This window comes from Aeromicrobium panaciterrae, from assembly GCF_039537165.1.
GTDB lineage: Bacteria > Actinomycetota > Actinomycetes > Propionibacteriales > Nocardioidaceae > Aeromicrobium > Aeromicrobium panaciterrae.
This window is the reverse complement of the sequence record NZ_BAAAZZ010000002.1, coordinates 1,255,054-1,273,903: the sequence shown is the minus strand read 5'-3', so window position 1 is coordinate 1,273,903 and position 18,850 is coordinate 1,255,054. Positions and strand designations below refer to the sequence as shown.

Below are 18,850 nucleotides of genomic sequence, written 5' to 3'. Positions count from 1 at the left end.
TTTCGCCGGATCGGCCTGCCGTCTCAGGGCGTGAACACCAGACACGTCGACGTGGCGGTCGCCAGCAGTCGACCCTGCGAGTCACGGATGTCGGCCTCGACGAACGCCGCCCGCGTGCCCGGCTTGGTGACGCGCCCCGTGGCGACCACGCGGCCGGTGTCGGAGGTGATCCCGCGAAGGAAGCTGACGTTCAGGTCGAGTGAGGTGTAGGCGGTGCCGACCGGGAGCGTCGTCTGCACGGCACACCCGCAGACCGAGTCCAGCAGGGTGGCGAAGAACCCGCCGTGCACCGAGCCGATCGGGTTGTAGTGCGACTCGTCCGGAGTCGCGGCCATCACGGCCTCGCCCGGGCTGACGCTCGCGATCTCGAGGTTGATGTGGCTCGCGATCGGCGGCGGAGGGAGCTTGCCGTCGATCATCGCCTGCAAGTAGTCGAGCCCGCTCATCGTCATGGCCTGCTCGGCCTGGGGTCGCGGGTCGACCCAGCTGATGGTCTTGGTCTTCTGCTCGAGCTCGGTCATGGCGTGCCCTTCCGGTGCGATGGAGAAGAGCGTAGCATCTGAGTTGGTCATCCAAACTCAGGGTGATCCAGATCTCAGGAGGACGTATGGCCTGGTCCGACTACGACTCGTCGACCTGCTCGATCGCCCGCACGGCAGAGGTGCTCGGAGACCGGTGGACCGTCCTGGTCGTCCGCAACCTGTTCAACGGCGTACGTCGCTTCGATGCGTTGCAGGCGCACCTCGGGATCGCCCGTGACGTGCTGACCAAGCGCCTGACCCTCCTGGTCGACGAGGGCCTGGTCGAGCGCCGTACCTATCAGCCGGAGGGTGAGCGCGCTCGCCAGGAGTACGTGCTCACGGCTGCCGGCCGCGACCTGCGTACGGTCCTCGTGGCGTTGATGGACTTCGGTGACAAGCACCGCGCCGGCGTCGACGGCCCGCCCGTCGAGCTGCGGCACCGTGACTGCGGCGGTGCGATCCACACCCACCTGACCTGCGAGCACGGCCACCAGATCGACCCGACGACGAGGGCCGAGCTCGTACCGCTGCCCGGAGCGCGCCTGCTTGCCTGACCGCCGCGATTTGTGACCAACTAGGCGTTACGGGCCCGCTTTGACGCGCATAACGTCACAAATCGCGGCGGTCAGGCGTAGGTGTAGGCGTCCAGGGGGAAGCGTCCGGCTTCGCGGAAGGCGTTGATCGTCGACGTCGGGCGCAGGATCGCGGCCTCACCGTGCTGGTTGAAGTAGTAGCTCCGAGCCGTCGAGCAGCTGCCGAGCGCGAACACGGAGTCCTCGAGGTTGTGGGTCATCCGGTCGAGGAAGTCCGCGTTGGCCTCCGGCGTCACCTCGAACGTCGTCGCCTTGCGCCTGCCGACCTCGCCGAAGAGCCGCTCCATGTGCTTCATCTGCGACTCGATCGTCGTGAAGTACGACAGGCCGCTGTAGGAGTAGGGGCTGGCCAGCGTCAGGAAGTTGGGGAAGTGCGGCACGGCAACCCCCTCGTACGCCTGGAAGCGGTTGTCACGCCACCACTTGCCGAGGTTGCGACCCTCGCGTCCGATGATCTCGATCGCCGGGAAGTTGACGTCCCAGAGGTTGAAGCCGGTGGCCAGCACGAGGGTGTCGATCTCGGTCTTGTTGCCATCGGTCGTGACGATGCCGTCGGCATCGATCCGCTCGATCGGCGAGGTCTCGAGGTGGACGTTGTCGCGCGTGAACGCCGTGAAGTAGTCGTTGGAGAACGTCGGGCGCTTGCAGCCGAAGTCGTAGTCTGGCGTCAGCTTCGCGCGCAGCACGGGGTCGCTGATCTGGCGCTTCATGTGGCGCTTGGCAACCCGTTCGGCGAGCTTGTTGAACATCTTGAAGCGTCGATACTTCAGCACGGCGGTGACCATCAGCACCTCGAGCACGCCGGAGCCGAGGGCTCGCGCGACGCGTTGGGTGAAGGGCACCCGGGCATACATGCTGCGGATGCGCGGGGGGATCCTGGCGTCCGACTTCGGGGTCACCCAGATCGCGGTGCGCTGGTAGACGGTCAGCTCGGCGAGGGCCGGCGCGATCTCGGGGATGAGCTGTACGGCGGTGGCACCCGTGCCGATGACGGCCGCCTTCTTGCCCGCCAAGTCGTAGGAGTCGTCCCACTTCGTGGTGTGGATGACCTTGCCCTCGAACGTCTCGATGCCGGGGATGTCGGGCATCTTGGGCTGGGACAGGAAGCCGGTCGCGGTCAGCAGATATCTCGCGTGGAGGCGCTCACCGCCGGCGACGTTGACGGTCCAGTGCTGGTGGTCGGCATCCCAGACGGCGCCCTCGACGACGCAGTTGAAGCGCATGTGCCTGCGGAGGTCGTACGTGTCGGCGACGTGTGACGCGTACGCCTTCAGCTCGGCACCGGGTGCGTACATGCGCGACCAGTTGGGGTTGGGCTCGAAGGAGTACGAATAGGTCGACGACGGGATGTCGACCGCGAGGCCGGGGTAGCGGTTGACGTGCCACGTGCCGCCGAGGTCGTCCTCGCGCTCGAGGATCACGAGGTCGGTGAAGCCGAGCCGGCCGAGCTGGATCGCGGCGCCCATGCCGCCGAAGCCGGCGCCGATGATCGCCGCGTCGTGGACCTTGGTGGTCGCCATGATTCCTCCGTTGACATACCGAGAGTATTTGAACTCAAGTAAAACAGTAGATCGGCCGCGTGACAACCCCGGTGTCGCATGGCCCATTGCCTGTGGGCACGGTGATCCGTGGGGCATCATGACCTCATGACGCTCGAGATCACGGTTCGCGGCTCCGCGGAGGCCACCCATCCCGCCGAACGGGCCACCGTCTCGATGGCCGCATCGATCGAAGGATCCGACAAGGCACAGGTATTCGCCGACGCCGTGGCACTGCAGGACCCGCTGACCAAGCAGCTGCGTGAGCTCGTCGACCTCGATGCCGTGACGACGTGGTCGAGCGACCAGGTCCGCGTGTTCAGCCACCGTCCCTGGGATCACGAGGGCAAGCGCCTCGACGTCGTCCACTCCGCCCGGGTGCAGGTCGTCGCGGAGTTCACCGACTTCGAGCGGCTGAGCGGCTTCCTCGACTTCTGGTCCGGCAAGGACGGCATCGAGGTCGGCTACATCGCCTGGGACGTCACGGTCAAGAACCGCCGATCGTACGAGTCGGAGGTCCGCAAGGCCGCCGTCGAGGACGCCATCGCCAAGGCGCAGGTGTACGCCAACTCCGTACGCCGCGGCAAGGTGGTCGCGCTGCAGCTGTCCGATCCCGGAATGCTCGGCAGCAACAACCCGCCAGAGTTCGGGCCGCCGATGGCCAAGATGGCAATGGCGTCGGCCGACATGGGCGGCGGACCGTCGCTGGCCCTCGCCCCGGAGCAGATCGTCATCCACATCGAGGTGGACGCCCGCTTCTCCGCGGAGTAGCTCTCAGTCGAACCAGATGATCTTGACCAGGGCCAGCGTGCCGATGGTCAGGATGATCGCGCGGAGCACCAGGGGTGGGAGACGCCGCCCGATGCGTGCGCCCAGCACGCCGCCGACCAGGCTGCCGCCGCCGATCAGCGCGACGATCTTCCAGTCGATGCGGTCCCACGCGAACACCATGAACGCCACCGCTGCCACGGCGTTGACGAGTGTGCCGAGCACGTTCTTCAGGCCGTTGAGCGCCTGGATGCCCGCGCTGAGCAGGATCCCCAGCAGGCCCATGAGCAGGATGCCCTGGGCTGCCCCGAAGTAGCCGCCATAGACGCCGAGACCGAAGATGCCGGCGAACAGGGCCGGCGAGACGCGGTCGAGGTCGGCCCCGCGGTCGAGCTTCCGCTGGGCCACGCGGCGCTGGATCGCCGGGCCGATGACGACCATCACGAGCGCCAGGGCGATGAGCGCAGGGACGATCGCGTCGAACGAGCTGTCGGGCAGCGTCAACAGCAGGACCGATCCGGTGACGGCGCCGAGGATCGACGCCGGCGCAAGCCGTACGAGGGTGGTCTTGAGCTCGCGCGCCTCGTGGCGGTAGCCGTAGGTGCCTGAGACTCCGCCGGCCACCAGGCCGATGTTGTTGGAGACGTTGGCCGTCAGGGCCGGATAGCCGAACAGCAGCAGGGTCGGGAACGTGATCAGGGTGCCGGAGCCGACGATCGTGTTGATCATGCCCGCATAGATGCCGGCAACGAAGATCACCGCGGCTTCCAGCACATCACGAGGGTATCGCTCCTCCTCCGGCGCAGCTGAATGCCCCCTGACCTGCGCAAATGCCGTCGTCCGAGTTGTCGGGGGCACATACCGAAGGTATGCTGAAGGTATGTGGTCCGGTATGCGCGATCGACTGTGGCGACGATCCGGCAGCGCTGTGCGCGTGCTCCTGCCGGGCCGTGGCCCGATGCGCGTCGTCTATGACAAGGCCGTCGTCCACGAGTCCTACAGCTTCCGCGCCCGGGTGCTCCAGCGTGCCGCGCGCCTGGTGTTCAAGCCGCTGCTCAGGTTCACGCCGCTCAACGACCGGTCGCTCGCGACGATCCGCGCCGTCGACAAGCTGTCCGCGCGACGCCCGCACTCGCCGTACGTCGAGTCGGTCCGGTACGAGCTCGGCGGCGTGCCGGTGGAGTCGATGGTGCATCGCTACGGCACCACCTCGGACATGACGATCCTCTACCTGCACGGCGGCGGGTTCTTCCGGCAGCATCGAGACGCATCGCCGCATCTGCGAACGCCTGGCTCGCAAGACCGGGGCCACGGTCGTCTCGGTCGACTACGTGCAGCTGCCCGAGGGTGCCATCGCCGACTCGGTCCGCGACGTGATCACGGCGTACGAGGCGCTGCTCGAGCAGACCACGCACCCCGACAAGATCGTGGTCGCGGGCGACTCGGCCGGCGGCTACCTCACGATGAAGGTCGCCGAGCTCGCCACCCGCCGCAGGATCCAGCCGCCGGCGGCACTGCTGTGCTTCTCGCCGCTGCTCAGCATCGACCCTGACCGCGAGGACAAGGCGGTGCAGCGCATCATCCGCCAGCGGGATGCATACCTCCCGGTTCGTCGCGTCGCCCAGATCCGCGAACGCTGGCTGCCGGAGGGCTCGGCGATCGAGGGGTACGCCTCACCGCTGCACGCGTCGGCCTACATCTCCTCGCCGACCTTCCTGGTCGCCGTCGAGGACGAGATGCTCCGTCCCGAGGTCGAGGCGATGGCACTGCTGCTCGCCGAGCGCGGCGTCGAGGTCGAGACGCACCTGTGGCGCAAGCAGGTGCATGCGTTCCCGGTGCTCGCGAAGGCGCTGCCCGAGAGCGAGATGGCACTGCAGCTCGCCGCCGACTTCGCCCGTCGCGCCGTCGGTGAGCTCGATGGCGAGCAGGTGACCGACCCGGATGCCTACGACGAGGTCATCGTCGGCGAGCTCGTCCCCGACGACGCGGCGTAGTCAGTCCTAGCGACCGGCGGCCGGTGCGACGGTCGGGTGGTCGCTGCCGTCGGCGGGGTCACAGGTGGGAACGTCTATGCCGCTCTCCTGCTCGCCGTCCTGGCCGCCCTCACCCGCGCGGGCAACGTAGTCGATGTGGTCGCGGTCGGTCGTGATCGTGCGGGCCGCGCCGGGCTGGAGGTCGAACTCCCCGTCCGGCTGGCTCTCGTTGAAGGATCCGTACATCACGCTGACGATCAGGCTCAGACCCGGATCCGTGATGTTGGTGAAGGTGACCTTGCCGCAGGTGGCGGTGACAGAGAGCAGGAAGGTCTCGCCAAGGCACTCCTCAGAGGGGGTGAAGTCCCACTCGGTGACGGCCTTGTCGTCGAAGGTGAAACCGTCGGCGACTTCGGCGAAGAACGTGACGGGGTCGCCGCCGGCGAAGAAGTAGCTGGCCGGGTAGGTGTCGGCATCGAGCTCTTGGATGTCGTCGTCGCCGCGGTCGACGAAGTAGGTCACGTTCGGCGTAGCCGGGACGGTGACGACGCATCCGGCGAAGGTCACCGGCGCGGGAGTGATGGGGGCAGGGAGAACGGTGACCGTGACGGTGTCCTGGGCCACCTGCTGGCCGTTGGCGTCCCGAGCGGCCAGCATGTACGACTTGGTTCCGGCGCCATACACGGTGAGGTCCTGTGAGCCGGAAGAAGTCCCCTTGTAGCCGTCCCAGTCGAGGTAGGCCCACAGCTGGGAGGCCTCTGTGCTGGTCCACGAGAGCGTGATGGTGTCACCCTCAGTGATGGTCGTTGCGCTGACGTTCAGGTCGACCGTGATGGCCGCCTGGGCGGGTGCTGCGCCCACCAAGGTGAAACCGCACAGCATCGCCAGAGCTGCCAGCATGGACAAGGCGTGACGAACGGACGTGCGCATCGGGATCCCTTGATCGTGGCTCTCGTGGGAGGGCCGTTGCGCTGAACAGTATCGGCTCACGGGGTCGCCCATGAGCCTTTCGCCCGCCCGGCTGTTGCCTCGGTGGCGAGCTTGGCGCTGATGATCACGGTGGTCTCGAACCTGGTGCCGTTCCAGTCGCCGCACGTCATGAGGACGATGCCGCTGGCCCCCGTGCGGCGGTAGATCTCGTCGGCGACCGTGGCGAACTTGCTGACCTCGAGCTCCTGCTCCCTGGTGACGACGTACGTCAGTGACTTCTTGCCGGCCGACACCGTGATCGTGTCGCCCTTCTCGAGGTCGCCCAGGTCGTCGAAGACACCGTCACCCTTCGATGCGGTGTGGCCCACGATCACGGCGTTGCCCGGCTGTCCCGGCTTGCTGCCGTCGCGCCACCAGCCGGTGGCGTCGAGGCTTCCCGGCACCTCCTGAGCTCCCTTGGAGGTGGTGCCGACGGGAAGAACGGGTGCATCGACGTGGAGTGACGGGATGGCGAGACGGTCAGGCGGCCCGATGGGCTTGGCTTGGAGCGCCTTCGTGGGCTCGCTCGAAGGCTTGGGTGTCGGCTTCGCGTGCGGTGCGGCTGGTTGCGGGTCGTCGTTCAGCAGGAACGCGGTGCCACCGGCAAGCGCGAGGACGGCGACAGCCGCCGACGCGACAATCCACCTCCGCCTGCGCGAAGGTGGATTGTCGGAAGGTGCTACGTGGGTCACTTACCTGCGGCCGGGGCCACGGTCGGGTGGTCGCTGCCGTCGGCAGGGTCGACAGCGCAGTCGGCCGTCACGTCGAGCTCGCCGGACTGGAAGTCGAACTCTCCCGAGTACGCCTCGAAGTAGAGAACGTCGCGGTCAGTGTGGATCGTGTGCACGTCGCCGGCCGCAAGGTCGAACTCGCCGTCCGGCGCGGGCAGGTCTCCGTCGCCGTATGCGACGCCGATCGTGACATCGACCAGGCTGGTGAAGGTCACTTCGTGACAACCGGCCGTGGCGGTGACGAGCTCGGACTCGCCGAGGCAGTCCTCGGGAGCGGTGTACTCCCAGTCGGTGACGGCCTCGTCGTCGAGCTGGAAGCCGTCGTTCGCCTCGGCGTAGAACAACACGGGGTCGCCGCCGATGTCGAAGTATCCAGCCGGGTAGGTGTCGGCTTCGAGCTCCTCGACGTCCCCGTCGCCGTAGTCGACGAAGTAGGTCACGTTGGGCGTGCTCGGAACGGTGACCTCGCACCCGTCGAACGTCACAGGCGCGGGGCTGATGGGAGCCGGTGCCGCGGGCTCGACCGTGACGTCGACCGTGTCGGTGGCTTCGCGGCCGTTCTCGTCTGTGGCGAGGAGCTGATAGGTGAAGTCACCGGTGGCGCCCGGCGTGATGGTCTGGCTGCCGCTGGGGGTGGCCTTGTCGCCCGACCATGAGCCGGAGGCGGTCAGGGTGACGGCCTCGGTGCTGGTCCACGACAGGTCGAAGCTCTCACCCAGGGTGATGGTCGTGTCGGTCGTGTCGAGCTGGACACCAACCGCCGCCTGGGCGGGTGCAGCTCCCACGAGGGTCAGTGCACAGAGCACCGCCAGCGCTGCGAGCACTGAAAAGGCGTGACGAACGGTCGTGAGCATCGGGATCCCTTGGTCGTGGCTCTCGTTCCAGAACCGTTGAGCCGAACTGTATCGCCGGAAGGGGTCATCGCGGGGCAAGATCGTCATGTCCGGTCGACGCCGCCCGGTCAGTCGCTGGTGAACCTCGGCCTGTGAAACGATCTGTGAACGCGACGGAGGGTCGCGCCTACCGGGGAGCCGGCTGTGTCATTCATCGACGGCGTGCGCGCGCACAAGTGGTTCATCGCCTTCTTCGTGATGAGTGTGGTTGTGCTGTTCGCACTGCACGACGTCAGTCCAGGGTGAGGCGCATCGTCGCCTTGTAGAGGCCGTCGTTGTGGGTGCTGGAGATTCCGAGGCTGGAGAGCGGCTCGAGCTCGTTGAGCATGTCCTCGACGTCCGGGGGCGGGTCGGAGCCGAGGAGCGCGTCGAGGATCGCGTCGAGGTTGACGTAGAACGCCGGGTACGAGCCGGGGTGCGCAATGGCTTCCGTGAAGTTGTCGGTGTCGCCGAGCGTGCCGTCACCCTCGAGGGAGTCGGCCGCTTCCTGGTTGGTGGCGATCACGACGCCGTCGTCGGTCTGGGTCGTGGCGAGCGGGACACCTTGCTCGTTCGCCAGGGCGACCAGGCGCTTCGCCAGGTCGGCGCCCTTGGTCGGATCGGTTGTCAGCTTGAGACCGATGTCGAGGCTCGAGAGCTGCTCGGGCCCGCCCATGGTCGGGACCCTCTCGAGGTTGTTGCGTCCGACGGCGAACACCAGGCCGTCGCCAAGCAGCGTCACGAGGTCCTCGGGAAAGCGAAGGCCGAGCTCCTCTTCCAGCGTGGCCAGCTCCTCGTCAGGGTCGAAGCCATCGGCCGTCATGCCGTCCATGAAGCCCGACTCGAACTGCGCAGCCGCTTCGTCGCCGAGTCCCGACGCCGAGAGCGCGAGCACCGTGTCTTCAGGGAGGTGTTCGAGGCTGGTCGCCTTCGAGACCTGCGGCGCCTTGTCGACGTGGGCGATGCCGGCGAGCTCGATGGAGGACGAACCGGCACGCAGGGTCACAGCGGCCGTGCCAACTCCCTTGAACGCGCCCTCCATCTCGGCCATCTCGGCCCCCAACGTCTGCAGCTCTTTGATGTCGCCGACCTGCTTGAGGTCGACCCAGGCCGAGAAGACGCCCTGTTCGCCGAGCTGGTCGATGTCCTTCGCGTACGCCGCGTTGTCGGCCAGAGAGGTCGCGGTCGCGGCCGTGACGACCTTTGCGGCGTCGGCCTTCCGCGGCGTCACCAGCGCGTACCCGTCGAGGAACGCGATGCCGGTCCTGGCGTCCGGACCGCCGCAGTCGGCGAGCTTGTTGATGCCGGTACGCGCCTTGTCCTCGTCGCTGACCTGGACCGCGGCGATCGGCGTCTCGAGCTTGGCGTCGTAGGCGACGCCGATCCGGTTGCCGAGCCACGGCTCGACGTCCTTGTCGTAGTCGAGGTCGCACTCGGCGACGAGGTCCTCGAGGAGCGGCTTGCGTACGTCCTGGCCGACGTCCTTGATGCCGAGCTCCTTGGCCAGCTCGGGGAACTTGCGGACCAGCTTGAGGATCGCGATCTTCTGCCCCGTCGACGGGTCGGCGTCGACGCGTGCGTACGCGATGACCGACGAGGGAAGTACGTCGTGCGGCTGCGATCCCCCGCCCGACAGCTTGGTCCACGCGTACGCTCCGGCACCCGCCAAGGTGATGACGAGGGCGGCGGCCGCACCCACGATGATCAGGGGCTTGGTGAGGCCCTTCCTGGGCTCGTCGACGACGGGTAGCTGTTCAGTCATGAGACGTCCTTGGCTGGGGAGACGCCGAGCGTATCGAAGGACCACCCCACAGGTCAGGCGCATAAACAATCAGGCTTGACTGTTTGTAGGATTGCGATCATGCTGGGTCGATGACCACCCAGGCCCAGCCGCGCACCCCGCAGGGGGAGCGCACCCGCGCGATGCGTCTGCGCCTGATGGAGGCGACCGTCGACTGCCTGGTCGAGCTCGGCTGGTCGGGCACGACCACGACCGTCGTGAGTCGACGCGCCGGCGTCAGCCGTGGCGCTCAGCTGCACCACTTCCCGACCAAGCAGGACCTCGTCGTCGCTGCCGTTGGTCACCTGACCGAACGTCGCCGCGATGACATGCGCCAGGCCGCCGAAGACCTGCCCGACGAGGGGCGTACGCGCGCCGTGCTGGAGATCTTGTCGGCGCAGTTCGTCTCGCCGGTGTTCTTCGCCGCACTCGAGCTCTGGGTCGCGGCCCGTACGGACGCCGAGCTGCGTGAGTCGGTGGCGCCGCTGGAGCGCCGAGTCGGCCGCGAGACCCATGCGTACGCGCTCGAACTCCTCGGCGTCGACGAGTCGCGCGGTGACAACCGTCAGCTCGTCCAGGCCACCCTCGACCTGCTGCGTGGCCTCGGCCTCGCGGCGTCCCTGTCCGACGACGCGAAGCGGCGCTCCGTCGTCCTCGACTCGTGGGCGCGCATCCTCGACCAACAGCTGGAGCTGACATGACTCTCCTCGATCAAGTACTCGGCGATCTCGACGCCGAGAGCGCCCAGCTCGACGGCTGGGTCGCGCCGCTCGACGACGCCGGATGGCGCACCATCACCACGCCCGAGGGCTGGACCGTGACGCACCAGATCGCGCACCTGCACTGGACCGACCTGGCATCGCTGATGGCGATCACCGACGAGGCCGCGTTCGCCGCAGGCCTGGAAGAAGCGGCCAAGAACCCCACCGGATACGTCGACGAGGCAGCCGAGGAATTGGCGCTGACTCCGCCGACGGAGCTGCTCGCGGCCTGGCGCGAGGGACGTACCCGGCTTCACGCCGCACTGCGCTCGGTGCCCGACGGCGAGAAGATCCCGTGGTTCGGACCGCCGATGAGCCCCGTCTCGATGGCCACGGCGCGCCTGATGGAGACGTGGGCGCACTCGCATGACGTCGCCGAGGCGCTCGGCATCGAGGTGCCCAGGACGGCGCGGGCCAAGCACGTCGCGCACATCGGCGTACGGGCGCGCGGCTTCGCCCACATGATGCGTGGCGAGCCGATCCCCGAAGGCGACGTACGTGTCGAGCTGACCGGTCCCGACGGTGACCTGTGGACGTGGGGTCCTGAGGACGCTGCCGAACGGGTGACGGGTGACGGGTATGACTTCGCGCTGCTGGTGACGCGTCGGCGGCACCACGAGGACGTCGACGTACAGGCAATTGGCGAGAACGCCCAGCACTGGCTGACGATCGCGCAGGCGTTCGCGGGCCTGCCGGGCAACGATCCCAAGCGTCTGGCGGACCGATGATTCGCGTCGGCAACTGCTCCGGCTACTACGGCGATCGCCTGTCGGCGATGCGCGAGATGCTCGAGGGCGGCGACCTCGACTATCTCACGGGTGACTACCTCGCCGAGCTCACGATGCTGATCCTCGGTCGCGACCGGCTGAAGGACTCGACGCTGGGTTACGCCAAGACCTTCGTCAAGCAGATGACTGACTGCATGGCGCTCGCCAAGGAGCGCGGTGTCAGGATCGTCGCCAACGCGGGTGGCCTCAACCCCGCGGGACTGGCCGAGTCGCTGCGCACCATCGCTGCCGAGCAGGGGCTCTCGACCACGATCGCGCACGTCGAGGGCGATGACCTGGTTGGCCGGGCAGAGGAGCTGAAATTCGGCAGCGTCATGACGGCGAACGCCTACCTCGGCGCCTTTGGCATCGCGTCGGCCCTGGAGGGAGGGGCCGACGTGGTCGTCACGGGCCGCGTCACGGACGCGTCCGTCGTCGTGGGTCCCGCGATCGCGGAGTTCGGCTGGAGCCGCGACGACTTCGACCAGCTCGCGGGCGCGGTGGTTGCCGGGCACGTCATCGAGTGCGGCACGCAGGCAACGGGCGGCAACTTCTCCGGCTTCGGCACGCTCGACATGACCCGTCCGCCCGGCTTCCCGATCGCCGAGATCTCCGCCGATGGCTCGGTCGTCATCACCAAGCACGCGGGCGCCGGCGGCGCGGTCACGGTCGACACGGTCACGGCGCAGCTGGTCTATGAAGTCGGCGGTCCCGCGTACCTCGGACCCGACGTCAGCGCCCGGCTCGACTCGATGACCCTCACGCAGCAGGGTCCCGACCGCGTCGCGATCACGGGCGTCACCGGGGAAGCGCCGCCGGAGACGACGAAGGTCTGCCTCAACACGGTCGGCGGGTTCCGCAACAGCGTGGAGTTCCTGCTGACCGGGCTCGACATCCCCGAGAAGGCCGCGCTGATCCGCACGCAGATGGAGCACGCCCTCGCCGGATCTCCGCCGGACGAGATCGAGTGGCACCTCGACCGTACGGATGTGCCCGACCCGTCGACCGAGGCCGCTGCCACCTCGCTGCTGCGATGCAGCGTCAAGAGCGCCCAGGCCGAGCCTGTGGGGCGAGCCTTCAGCGATGCGGCGATCCAGCTGGCGCTGGCGTCCTACCCGGGCTTCAGCGTCACCCGCCCGCCGGCGGCCGGTACGCCGTTCGGCGTCTACCGCGCGGCGTACGTACCGCAGGACACCGTGCCGCACGTCGTCGTCGACGGCGACGGCAACCGTACCGAGATCGCCCCGCCGAGTGGTGCAAACCGCCCCGCGAGTGGTGCAGATCCGGGAGACACGCCGTCTCAAATTCCCGAACTTGCACCACTCGCGGACGAGTCTGCACCACTCGGTGAGTGGGCGGCAGAGGTCGTACGAGTGCCGCTCGGGCGCCTTGCGTATGCGCGGTCCGGTGACAAGGGCGGAGACGCCAATGTCGGCGTGTGGATTCCCGCCGATCATCCCGACGCGGACGCCGCGTACGAATGGCTGGTCGGGTTCCTCGACGAGCCGACCGTACGCGAGCTGCTTCCCGAGGCGGCGAGTCTCAATCTCGAGATCCACCCGTTGCCCAACCTGCGTGCCGTCAACATCGTGATCCACGGGTTGCTCGGCGAAGGTGTCGCGTCGTCGACCCGACTCGATCCGCAGGCCAAGGGACTCGGCGAGTGGCTGCGAGCCCGCGACTGCGCGATCCCGTCCAGGCTTGTCCCCGACGTACTCGTGGCTGGTGTGCTGTGAGCACGCTCTGGGAGACGCGGGAGCGTACGGCGCTGCGGGAGATGGTCACGTCCTTCACCGAGAAGGAGCTCGTACCGCACCTCCCTGTGTGGGAGGACGCCGGAGAGGTGCCCCGCGACGTGCACGCCAAGGCCGCATCGGCTGGGCTGCTCGGCGTTGCCTTCCCGTCCGAGGTCGGCGGTCAGGGCGGCGACCTGATCGACGGGTCGACCGTCACCGAGTCACTCATCCAGGCCGGCGGCTCGTCAGGGCTCATCGCGGCGCTGTTCACCCACGGCATCGCACTCCCGCACATCGTGGCGTCGGGCAATGCCGATCTGATTGACCGCTACGTACGACCCACTCTGGCTGGCGAGATGATCGGATCGCTCGGCATCACCGAGCCCGGCGGCGGCTCCGACGTCGCCAACATTCGTACGAAGGCTGTACGCGACGGCGACGACTTCGTGGTCAACGGCGCCAAGACGTTCATCACCTCCGGCGTTCGGGCCGACTTCGTCACGACGGCGGTGCGTACGGGCGGCGAAGGTTATGCCGGCATCAGCCTGCTCGTCATCGACAAGGGACTGTCGGGCTTCACGGTGGCTCGGCCCCTGCGCAAGATGGGCTGGCACTGCTCCGACACCGCCGAGCTGAGCTTCGACGACGTACGTGTGCCCGCGAGCCAGGTCGTCGGCGAGGTCGACGGCGGCTTCGTGCTGGTGATGCAGCAGTTCGTCAGCGAACGCCTCGGCCTCGCCGTGCAGGGATATGCAACGGCGCAGCGTGCGCTCGACCTCGCGGTGGCCTACGCCCGAGAGCGCGCGACGTTCGGCAAGCCGCTCATCAGCCGGCAGGTCATCCGTCACAAGCTCGTCGAGATGCACCGCCGTACGTCGGCCGCTCGGGCGCTGACCCGGCAGGCCGTCGAACGCGCGGTCGACGGTGACAACACCGATCCCGCGATCATTCTCGATGCGGTGATGGCCAAGAACCAGGCCGTCGAGGCGTGCGAGTGGGTCGTCTCCGAAGCCGTGCAGATCTTCGGCGGCATGGGCTACATGCGCGAGTCCGAGATCGACCGGCACTACCGCGATGCCCGCATCCTCGGCATCGGCGGCGGCGCCACCGAAGTCCTGAACGACCTGGCCGCGAAACTCCTGGGGTACTGATGAAAACGACAGTCGACACCACGACCGAGACATACGTGGGCAATCGCGAGTCAATGCTGGAGCGCATCGCCGACCTCGAGGTGCAGCACGGCAAGGCGCTGGAGGCCGGCGGTGAGCGCCACATCCAGCGGCATCGCGACCGCGGCAAGCTGACCGCGCGCGAGCGCATCGAGCTGTTGCTCGATCCCGACTCGCCGTTCCTCGAGCTGTCGACCCTCGCAGCCTGGGGCACCGACTTCGCCGTCGGCGCCTCGATCGTCACCGGCATCGGCGTCGTCGAAGGCGTCGAGTGCATGATCATCGCCAACGACCCGACGGTGAAGGGTGGCGCCTCCAACCCGAGCACGCTGCGCAAGGGTCACCGTGCGGCGCAGATCGCACAGGAGTGCGGGCTGCCGAGCATCAACCTCGTCGAGTCCGGTGGTGCCGACCTGCCGACGCAGAAGGACATCTTCATCCCGGGTGGTCGCTCGTTCCGCGACATCACCCGCGCCAGCGCGGCCCGGCGTCCGACCGTCGCGCTGGTGTTCGGCAACTCGACGGCGGGCGGTGCGTACATCCCGGGCATGAGCGACTACGTCGTGATGGTCAAGGAAGGCGCCAAGGTGTTCCTCGCCGGACCGCCGCTGGTCAAGATGGCGACCGGTGAGGAGTCCACCGACGAGGAGCTGGGCGGCGCCGAGATGCACGCCCGGCAGTCTGGACTCGCCGACTACCTCGCGGTCGACGAGCGCGATGCGATCCGGATCGGGCGCTCGATCATCAAGCACATCAACTGGAGCAAGAAGGGCTTCGTGCCCGAGCCGACGTACGCCGAGCCGGTCCTCGACCCCGAAGAGCTGCTGGGCATCGTGCCGACCGACCTCAAGATCCCGTTCGACCCTCGGGAGGTCATCGCCCGCATCGTCGACGGCAGCGAGTTCGACGAGTTCAAGCCGCTCTACGGCTCGTCGCTGGTCACCGGCTTCGCGCAGCTGCACGGCTACCCGATCGGCATCCTCGCCAACGCCCAGGGCGTGCTGTTCAGCCAGGAGGCGCAGAAGGCGACGCAGTTCATCCAGCTCGCCAACCAGACCGACACTCCGCTGCTGTTCCTGCACAACACGACGGGCTACATGGTCGGCAAGGAGTACGAGCAGGGGGGGATCATCAAGCACGGTGCGCAGATGATCAACGCGGTCTCCAACTCCACGGTCCCGCACATCTCGGTGGTGATCGGTGCGTCGTACGGTGCGGGTCACTACGGCATGAGTGGCCGCGCGTACGACCCACGCTTCATGTTCAGCTGGGTCAACGCGAAGTCTGCCGTGATGGGTGCGACCCAGCTCGCCGGCGTCATCTCGATCGTCGCCCGCGGTGCCGCTGAGTCGAAGGGCCAGCCGTACGACGAGGAGGCCGACAAGCAGATGCGCGCCTTCATCGAGCAGCAGATCGAGGAGCAGTCGCTGGCGTACTTCACGTCCGGGATGCTCTATGACGACGGGGTGATCGACCCGCGCGACACCCGCTCGATCCTCGGCATCTGCCTCAGCGCGATCAACACCGTGCCCACCAAGGGCGCCGAAGGCTACGGAGTGTTCCGCGTATGAGCGCACAGATCTCGTCAGTTCTTGTCGCCAACCGCGGTGAGATCGCGCGACGGGTGTTCCGTACGTGCCGTGACCTCGGCATCCGTACGGTCGCCGTCTTCTCCGACGCCGACAGCGAAGCACCGTTTGTCGGTGAGGCCGACGTGTCCGTGCGTCTGCCCGGTAACGCCCCGTCCGACACATACCTCCGTGGTGACCTGGTCATCGCTGCTGCGCTCAAGGCTGGCGCCGATGCGATCCACCCCGGTTACGGATTCCTCTCGGAGAATGCCGAGTTCGCCCGGGCCGTCGCCAAGGCCGGCCTGACCTGGATCGGCCCGGCGCCCGACACGATCGACTCGATGGGCGACAAGATCCGCGCCAAGGAGCTGATGGACAAGGCGGGCGTGCCGATCCTCAGCGTCGACGCGTCCAACGCCAAGAAGTCGGACTTCCCGTTGCTCGTCAAGGCGTCGGCCGGTGGTGGCGGGCGCGGTATGCGCATCGTCACCGACCCCAAGGATCTCGAGGGTGAGCTCGTTGCCGCCGGCGCCGAGGCGCTGTCGGCATTCGGCGACGCGACGGTGTTCGTCGAGCCCTATCTGCCGACCGCGCGCCACATCGAGGTGCAGGTCATGGCCGACACCCACGGCACGTGCTGGATCGTCGGCGATCGTGACTGCTCGATCCAGCGGCGCCACCAGAAGGTCGTTGAAGAAGCACCGGCGCCGTCGGTCAGTGACGAGGTCCGCAAGGTCCTGCACGACGCATCTCGCGCTGCCGTCGAGGCCGTTGGCTACGTCGGCGCAGGCACGGTCGAGTTCCTCGTCGCCGACGCGCACCTGGCAACTGGCAAGGCGTACTTCCTCGAGATGAACACCCGGCTCCAGGTCGAGCATCCGGTCAGCGAAGAGGTGTTCGGTGTCGATCTCGTCGAGCAGCAGATCCTCGTCGCGGAAGGCAAGCGTCTCGGCGACGAGCCTGCGGGGCCGAACGGGCACGCCATCGAGGTGCGCCTCTACGCGGAGGATCCGTCGGCCGACTGGGCACCGCAGACGGGAACGGTCAGGGTGTTCGAGATCGAGGGTGACGTACGCGTCGACTCCGGGGTGGAGGCATGGTCGACGATCAGCATCCATTACGACGCCATGATCGCCAAGGTTGTCGCGCATGGCGCTGATCGAGCCACCGCGATCCGCAAGCTCGCCGCCGCCTTGCGGGGGGCGCACGTCCACGGCCCACGGACCAACATCGAGCTGCTCCGCGCGATCCTCGACGACGAGGAGTTCCGAGCTGAGCGTGTCCACACGGCGCTGCTGGGCGAACGGTTGGAACGCTGGACCGCGGTCGACCCCTCGGCCGACCATGTTTATGCCGTAGCCGCGGCCGTGGGGCAGGCCTCACGTGCGGCGTATGAGCTGCCGGTGCTTTCGCGCATCCCGACGGGTTTCCGCAACATCGTCTCCCAAGAGCAGGTACGGCGCTACGCGTCGGGCACAGACGAGCCGATCGAGGTCAGGTACCTCACCGTTCGCGGGTCGTTCGTCGTCGACGGATACACGGTCGTGCAGGCTTGGCCCGCACAGGTGATTCTCGAGGTCGATGGCCTGCGGCGGTCCTACACGGTGACCGAGTACGACGACGAGGATGTCATCGACGTGTGCGGTCCGGACGGCTCGCGCTCGTTCGTACCTGTGCCACGCTTCGTCGATCCGGCGGATGTCATCGCTGAGGGCTCGCTGCTCGCGCCGATGCCGGCCGCGGTCATGAGTGTCGCGGTGACCGAAGGTCAACACGTCACCAAGGGCGACATCGTCGTCGTCCTCGAGGCCATGAAGATGCAGCACACCATCACGGCGCCGTACGACGGCGTCGTCACCGAGCTGTCGGCCAGGGCCGGCGCACAAGTCGAGTCCGGCGCCGTACTGGCAATCATCGAAGGAGAAATCGAATGAGCAGCTTCACCGAGTCCGAGGAGCGCCTGGCGCTGCGCAAGGCCGTGTCCGACCTCGGCAAGAAGTACGGCCGCGACTACTTCGAGCAGGCCGCCAAGCACGGCCGCAAGACCACGGAGCTGTGGGAGGAGGCCGGCAAGCTCGGCTACCTCGGCGTCGCCGTGCCGGAGGAGTTCGGTGGCGGTGGCGGAGACATCGGCGACCTCGCCGCCGTATGTGAGGAGCTCGCTGCGGCTGGCAGCCCGCTGCTCCTGATGGTGGTCTCCCCGGCGATCGTCGGCACGATCATCGCGCAGTACGGCACACAGGAGCAGAAGGAGCGCTGGCTCCCGGGACTCGCCGACGGCAGCTCGACGTTCGCCTTCTCGATCACCGAGCCGGACGCGGGATCCAACTCGCACAAGATCATCACGACGGCCTACCGGACCGATGACGGTGGATGGCGCCTCACGGGCACCAAGACGTACATCTCCGGAGTCGACGAGGCCAGCCACGTGCTGGTCGTCGCGCGTACTGAGGATGCCAAGACCGGCAACCTCAAGCCCGCGCTGTTCCTCGTACCGGTCGACTCGAAGGGCTTCACGTACCAGGAGATCGACATGGGACTGACGTCACCGGAGAAGCAGTTCACGCTGTTCTTCGACGACGTGCTGCTGCCGGCCGACACCTTGATCGGCAGCGAGGACGCCGGCATCGACCAGCTCTTCGCCGGCCTCAACCCTGAACGCATCATGGGTGCCTCGTTCGCGACCGGCACCGCGCGACTGGCGCTCGCCAAGGCCACGGAGTACGCCAAGGAGCGCCAGGTCTGGAAGGCGCCGATCGGCTCGCACCAGGCGATCGCGCACCCGCTCGCCGAGTCCTACATCGAGATCGAGATGGCTCGCCTGATGACCCAGAAGGCGGCTGCCTTGTACGTCGCCGGCGACTTCATGGCGGCCGGCGAGGCCGCCAACATGGCGAAGTACGCGGCGGGTGAGGCTGTCTGCAACGCCGTCGACCGGGCGATCCAGACGCACGGCGGCAACGGCCTGGCCAACGAGTACGGTCTGGTGCAGATGCTGGCGGGCTCTCGCCTGTCGCGCATCGCGCCGGTGAGCAGGGAGATGGTGCTCAACTTCATCGCCCAGTTCTCCCTCGGCCTGCCGAAGTCCTACTAGGAGCACC

17 protein-coding genes are annotated in these 18,850 nt (G+C 67.6%); 10 read left to right on the top strand and 7 right to left on the bottom strand.

Annotated elements, in window-relative coordinates:
- Positions 1-23: 23 nt before the first annotated feature.
- Positions 24-521 (bottom strand): PaaI family thioesterase, encoded by a 498-nt coding sequence (locus tag ABD683_RS07000; protein WP_344768527.1) that lies wholly within the window; start codon positions 519-521, stop codon positions 24-26.
- A gap of 86 nt (positions 522-607) precedes the next feature.
- On the opposite strand from ABD683_RS07000, the gene ABD683_RS06995 reads away from it, so the two are divergent.
- Positions 608-1,075: a winged helix-turn-helix transcriptional regulator gene (locus ABD683_RS06995; protein ID WP_344768525.1), complete on the top strand. Its 468-nt coding sequence runs from the start codon at positions 608-610 to the stop codon at positions 1,073-1,075.
- Between the two features lie 71 nt (positions 1,076-1,146).
- On the opposite strand, the gene ABD683_RS06990 is transcribed toward ABD683_RS06995, so the two are convergent.
- A complete protein-coding gene (locus tag ABD683_RS06990) occupies positions 1,147-2,634 on the bottom strand; it encodes a flavin-containing monooxygenase (RefSeq protein WP_344768524.1) in 1,488 nt (495 codons plus the stop codon).
- A 126-nt stretch (positions 2,635-2,760) separates the two neighbouring features.
- Here ABD683_RS06990 and ABD683_RS06985 point away from each other — a divergent pair, with 126 nt between their 5' ends.
- On the top strand, positions 2,761-3,423 hold the full coding sequence (locus ABD683_RS06985; RefSeq protein WP_344768522.1) for an SIMPL domain-containing protein: 663 nt from the start codon (positions 2,761-2,763) through the stop codon (positions 3,421-3,423).
- Between the two features lie 3 nt (positions 3,424-3,426).
- On the opposite strand, the gene ABD683_RS06980 is transcribed toward ABD683_RS06985, so the two are convergent.
- Positions 3,427-4,194: a sulfite exporter TauE/SafE family protein gene (locus ABD683_RS06980; protein ID WP_344768520.1), complete on the bottom strand. Its 768-nt coding sequence runs from the start codon at positions 4,192-4,194 to the stop codon at positions 3,427-3,429.
- A gap of 485 nt (positions 4,195-4,679) precedes the next feature.
- Here ABD683_RS06980 and ABD683_RS06975 point away from each other — a divergent pair, with 485 nt between their 5' ends.
- Entirely contained in the window at positions 4,680-5,414 is a 735-nt protein-coding gene (locus ABD683_RS06975) for an alpha/beta hydrolase (RefSeq protein WP_344771576.1), read from the top strand.
- Positions 5,415-5,420: 6 nt separating this feature from the next.
- Here the strand turns inward: ABD683_RS06975 and ABD683_RS06970 are convergent, their stop codons facing one another.
- The 4 genes from ABD683_RS06970 to ABD683_RS06955 form a co-directional block, all read right to left on the bottom strand.
- Positions 5,421-6,293 (bottom strand): hypothetical protein, encoded by an 873-nt coding sequence (locus ABD683_RS06970; protein ID WP_344768519.1) that lies wholly within the window; start codon positions 6,291-6,293, stop codon positions 5,421-5,423.
- 86 nt (positions 6,294-6,379) lie between these two features.
- Positions 6,380-7,054 (bottom strand): class F sortase, encoded by a 675-nt coding sequence (locus tag ABD683_RS06965; protein ID WP_344768518.1) that lies wholly within the window; start codon positions 7,052-7,054, stop codon positions 6,380-6,382.
- Complete coding sequence (locus ABD683_RS06960; RefSeq protein WP_344768517.1) at positions 7,051-7,947, bottom strand: hypothetical protein; 897 nt, start codon at positions 7,945-7,947, stop codon at positions 7,051-7,053. Before ABD683_RS06960 ends, ABD683_RS06965 begins: the two co-directional genes overlap by 4 nt.
- A gap of 271 nt (positions 7,948-8,218) precedes the next feature.
- The gene (locus ABD683_RS06955; protein WP_344768515.1) at positions 8,219-9,727 is read right to left on the bottom strand and encodes a DUF3352 domain-containing protein; all 1,509 of its coding nucleotides are present in this window, start codon (positions 9,725-9,727) and stop codon (positions 8,219-8,221) included.
- A gap of 110 nt (positions 9,728-9,837) precedes the next feature.
- On the opposite strand from ABD683_RS06955, the gene ABD683_RS06950 reads away from it, so the two are divergent.
- The 7 genes from ABD683_RS06950 to ABD683_RS06920 are packed head-to-tail and all read left to right on the top strand — an operon-like array spanning position 9,838 to position 18,843.
- Complete coding sequence (locus ABD683_RS06950; RefSeq protein WP_344768513.1) at positions 9,838-10,446, top strand: TetR/AcrR family transcriptional regulator; 609 nt, start codon at positions 9,838-9,840, stop codon at positions 10,444-10,446.
- Positions 10,443-11,234 carry a TIGR03084 family metal-binding protein gene (locus ABD683_RS06945; protein ID WP_344768511.1) on the top strand — a complete coding sequence of 264 codons (792 nt, stop codon included), beginning with the start codon at positions 10,443-10,445 and terminating at the stop codon, positions 11,232-11,234. The genes ABD683_RS06950 and ABD683_RS06945 overlap by 4 nt, the downstream gene beginning before the upstream one ends.
- Positions 11,231-13,009 carry an acyclic terpene utilization AtuA family protein gene (locus ABD683_RS06940; RefSeq protein WP_344768510.1) on the top strand — a complete coding sequence of 593 codons (1,779 nt, stop codon included), beginning with the start codon at positions 11,231-11,233 and terminating at the stop codon, positions 13,007-13,009. The genes ABD683_RS06945 and ABD683_RS06940 overlap by 4 nt, the downstream gene beginning before the upstream one ends.
- Positions 13,006-14,160 (top strand): acyl-CoA dehydrogenase family protein, encoded by a 1,155-nt coding sequence (locus ABD683_RS06935; protein ID WP_344768509.1) that lies wholly within the window; start codon positions 13,006-13,008, stop codon positions 14,158-14,160. The genes ABD683_RS06940 and ABD683_RS06935 overlap by 4 nt, the downstream gene beginning before the upstream one ends.
- Positions 14,160-15,749, top strand: coding sequence for an acyl-CoA carboxylase subunit beta (locus tag ABD683_RS06930; protein WP_344768507.1), 1,590 nt, complete (start codon positions 14,160-14,162; stop codon positions 15,747-15,749). The genes ABD683_RS06935 and ABD683_RS06930 overlap by 1 nt, the downstream gene beginning before the upstream one ends.
- Positions 15,746-17,683, top strand: coding sequence for an acetyl/propionyl/methylcrotonyl-CoA carboxylase subunit alpha (locus ABD683_RS06925; protein ID WP_344768505.1), 1,938 nt, complete (start codon positions 15,746-15,748; stop codon positions 17,681-17,683). The genes ABD683_RS06930 and ABD683_RS06925 overlap by 4 nt, the downstream gene beginning before the upstream one ends.
- On the top strand, positions 17,680-18,843 hold the full coding sequence (locus ABD683_RS06920; protein WP_344768503.1) for an acyl-CoA dehydrogenase family protein: 1,164 nt from the start codon (positions 17,680-17,682) through the stop codon (positions 18,841-18,843). The genes ABD683_RS06925 and ABD683_RS06920 overlap by 4 nt, the downstream gene beginning before the upstream one ends.
- The last annotated feature ends 7 nt before the right edge of the window (positions 18,844-18,850 follow it).

Coding starts and splice junctions, on each gene's coding strand:
- ABD683_RS06970 (WP_344768519.1), bottom strand. CDS start 6,293: ATGCTGGCAGCTCTGGCGATGCTGTGCGGTTTCACCTTGGTGGGCGCA.
- ABD683_RS06920 (WP_344768503.1), top strand. CDS start 17,680: ATGAGCAGCTTCACCGAGTCCGAGGAGCGCCTGGCGCTGCGCAAGGCC.
- ABD683_RS06960 (WP_344768517.1), bottom strand. CDS start 7,947: ATGCTCACGACCGTTCGTCACGCCTTTTCAGTGCTCGCAGCGCTGGCG.
- ABD683_RS06940 (WP_344768510.1), top strand. CDS start 11,231: ATGATTCGCGTCGGCAACTGCTCCGGCTACTACGGCGATCGCCTGTCG.
- ABD683_RS06985 (WP_344768522.1), top strand. CDS start 2,761: ATGACGCTCGAGATCACGGTTCGCGGCTCCGCGGAGGCCACCCATCCC.
- ABD683_RS06945 (WP_344768511.1), top strand. CDS start 10,443: ATGACTCTCCTCGATCAAGTACTCGGCGATCTCGACGCCGAGAGCGCC.
- ABD683_RS06950 (WP_344768513.1), top strand. CDS start 9,838: ATGACCACCCAGGCCCAGCCGCGCACCCCGCAGGGGGAGCGCACCCGC.
- ABD683_RS06930 (WP_344768507.1), top strand. CDS start 14,160: ATGAAAACGACAGTCGACACCACGACCGAGACATACGTGGGCAATCGC.
- ABD683_RS06955 (WP_344768515.1), bottom strand. CDS start 9,727: ATGACTGAACAGCTACCCGTCGTCGACGAGCCCAGGAAGGGCCTCACC.
- ABD683_RS07000 (WP_344768527.1), bottom strand. CDS start 521: ATGACCGAGCTCGAGCAGAAGACCAAGACCATCAGCTGGGTCGACCCG.
- ABD683_RS06995 (WP_344768525.1), top strand. CDS start 608: ATGGCCTGGTCCGACTACGACTCGTCGACCTGCTCGATCGCCCGCACG.
- ABD683_RS06990 (WP_344768524.1), bottom strand. CDS start 2,634: ATGGCGACCACCAAGGTCCACGACGCGGCGATCATCGGCGCCGGCTTC.
- ABD683_RS06925 (WP_344768505.1), top strand. CDS start 15,746: ATGAGCGCACAGATCTCGTCAGTTCTTGTCGCCAACCGCGGTGAGATC.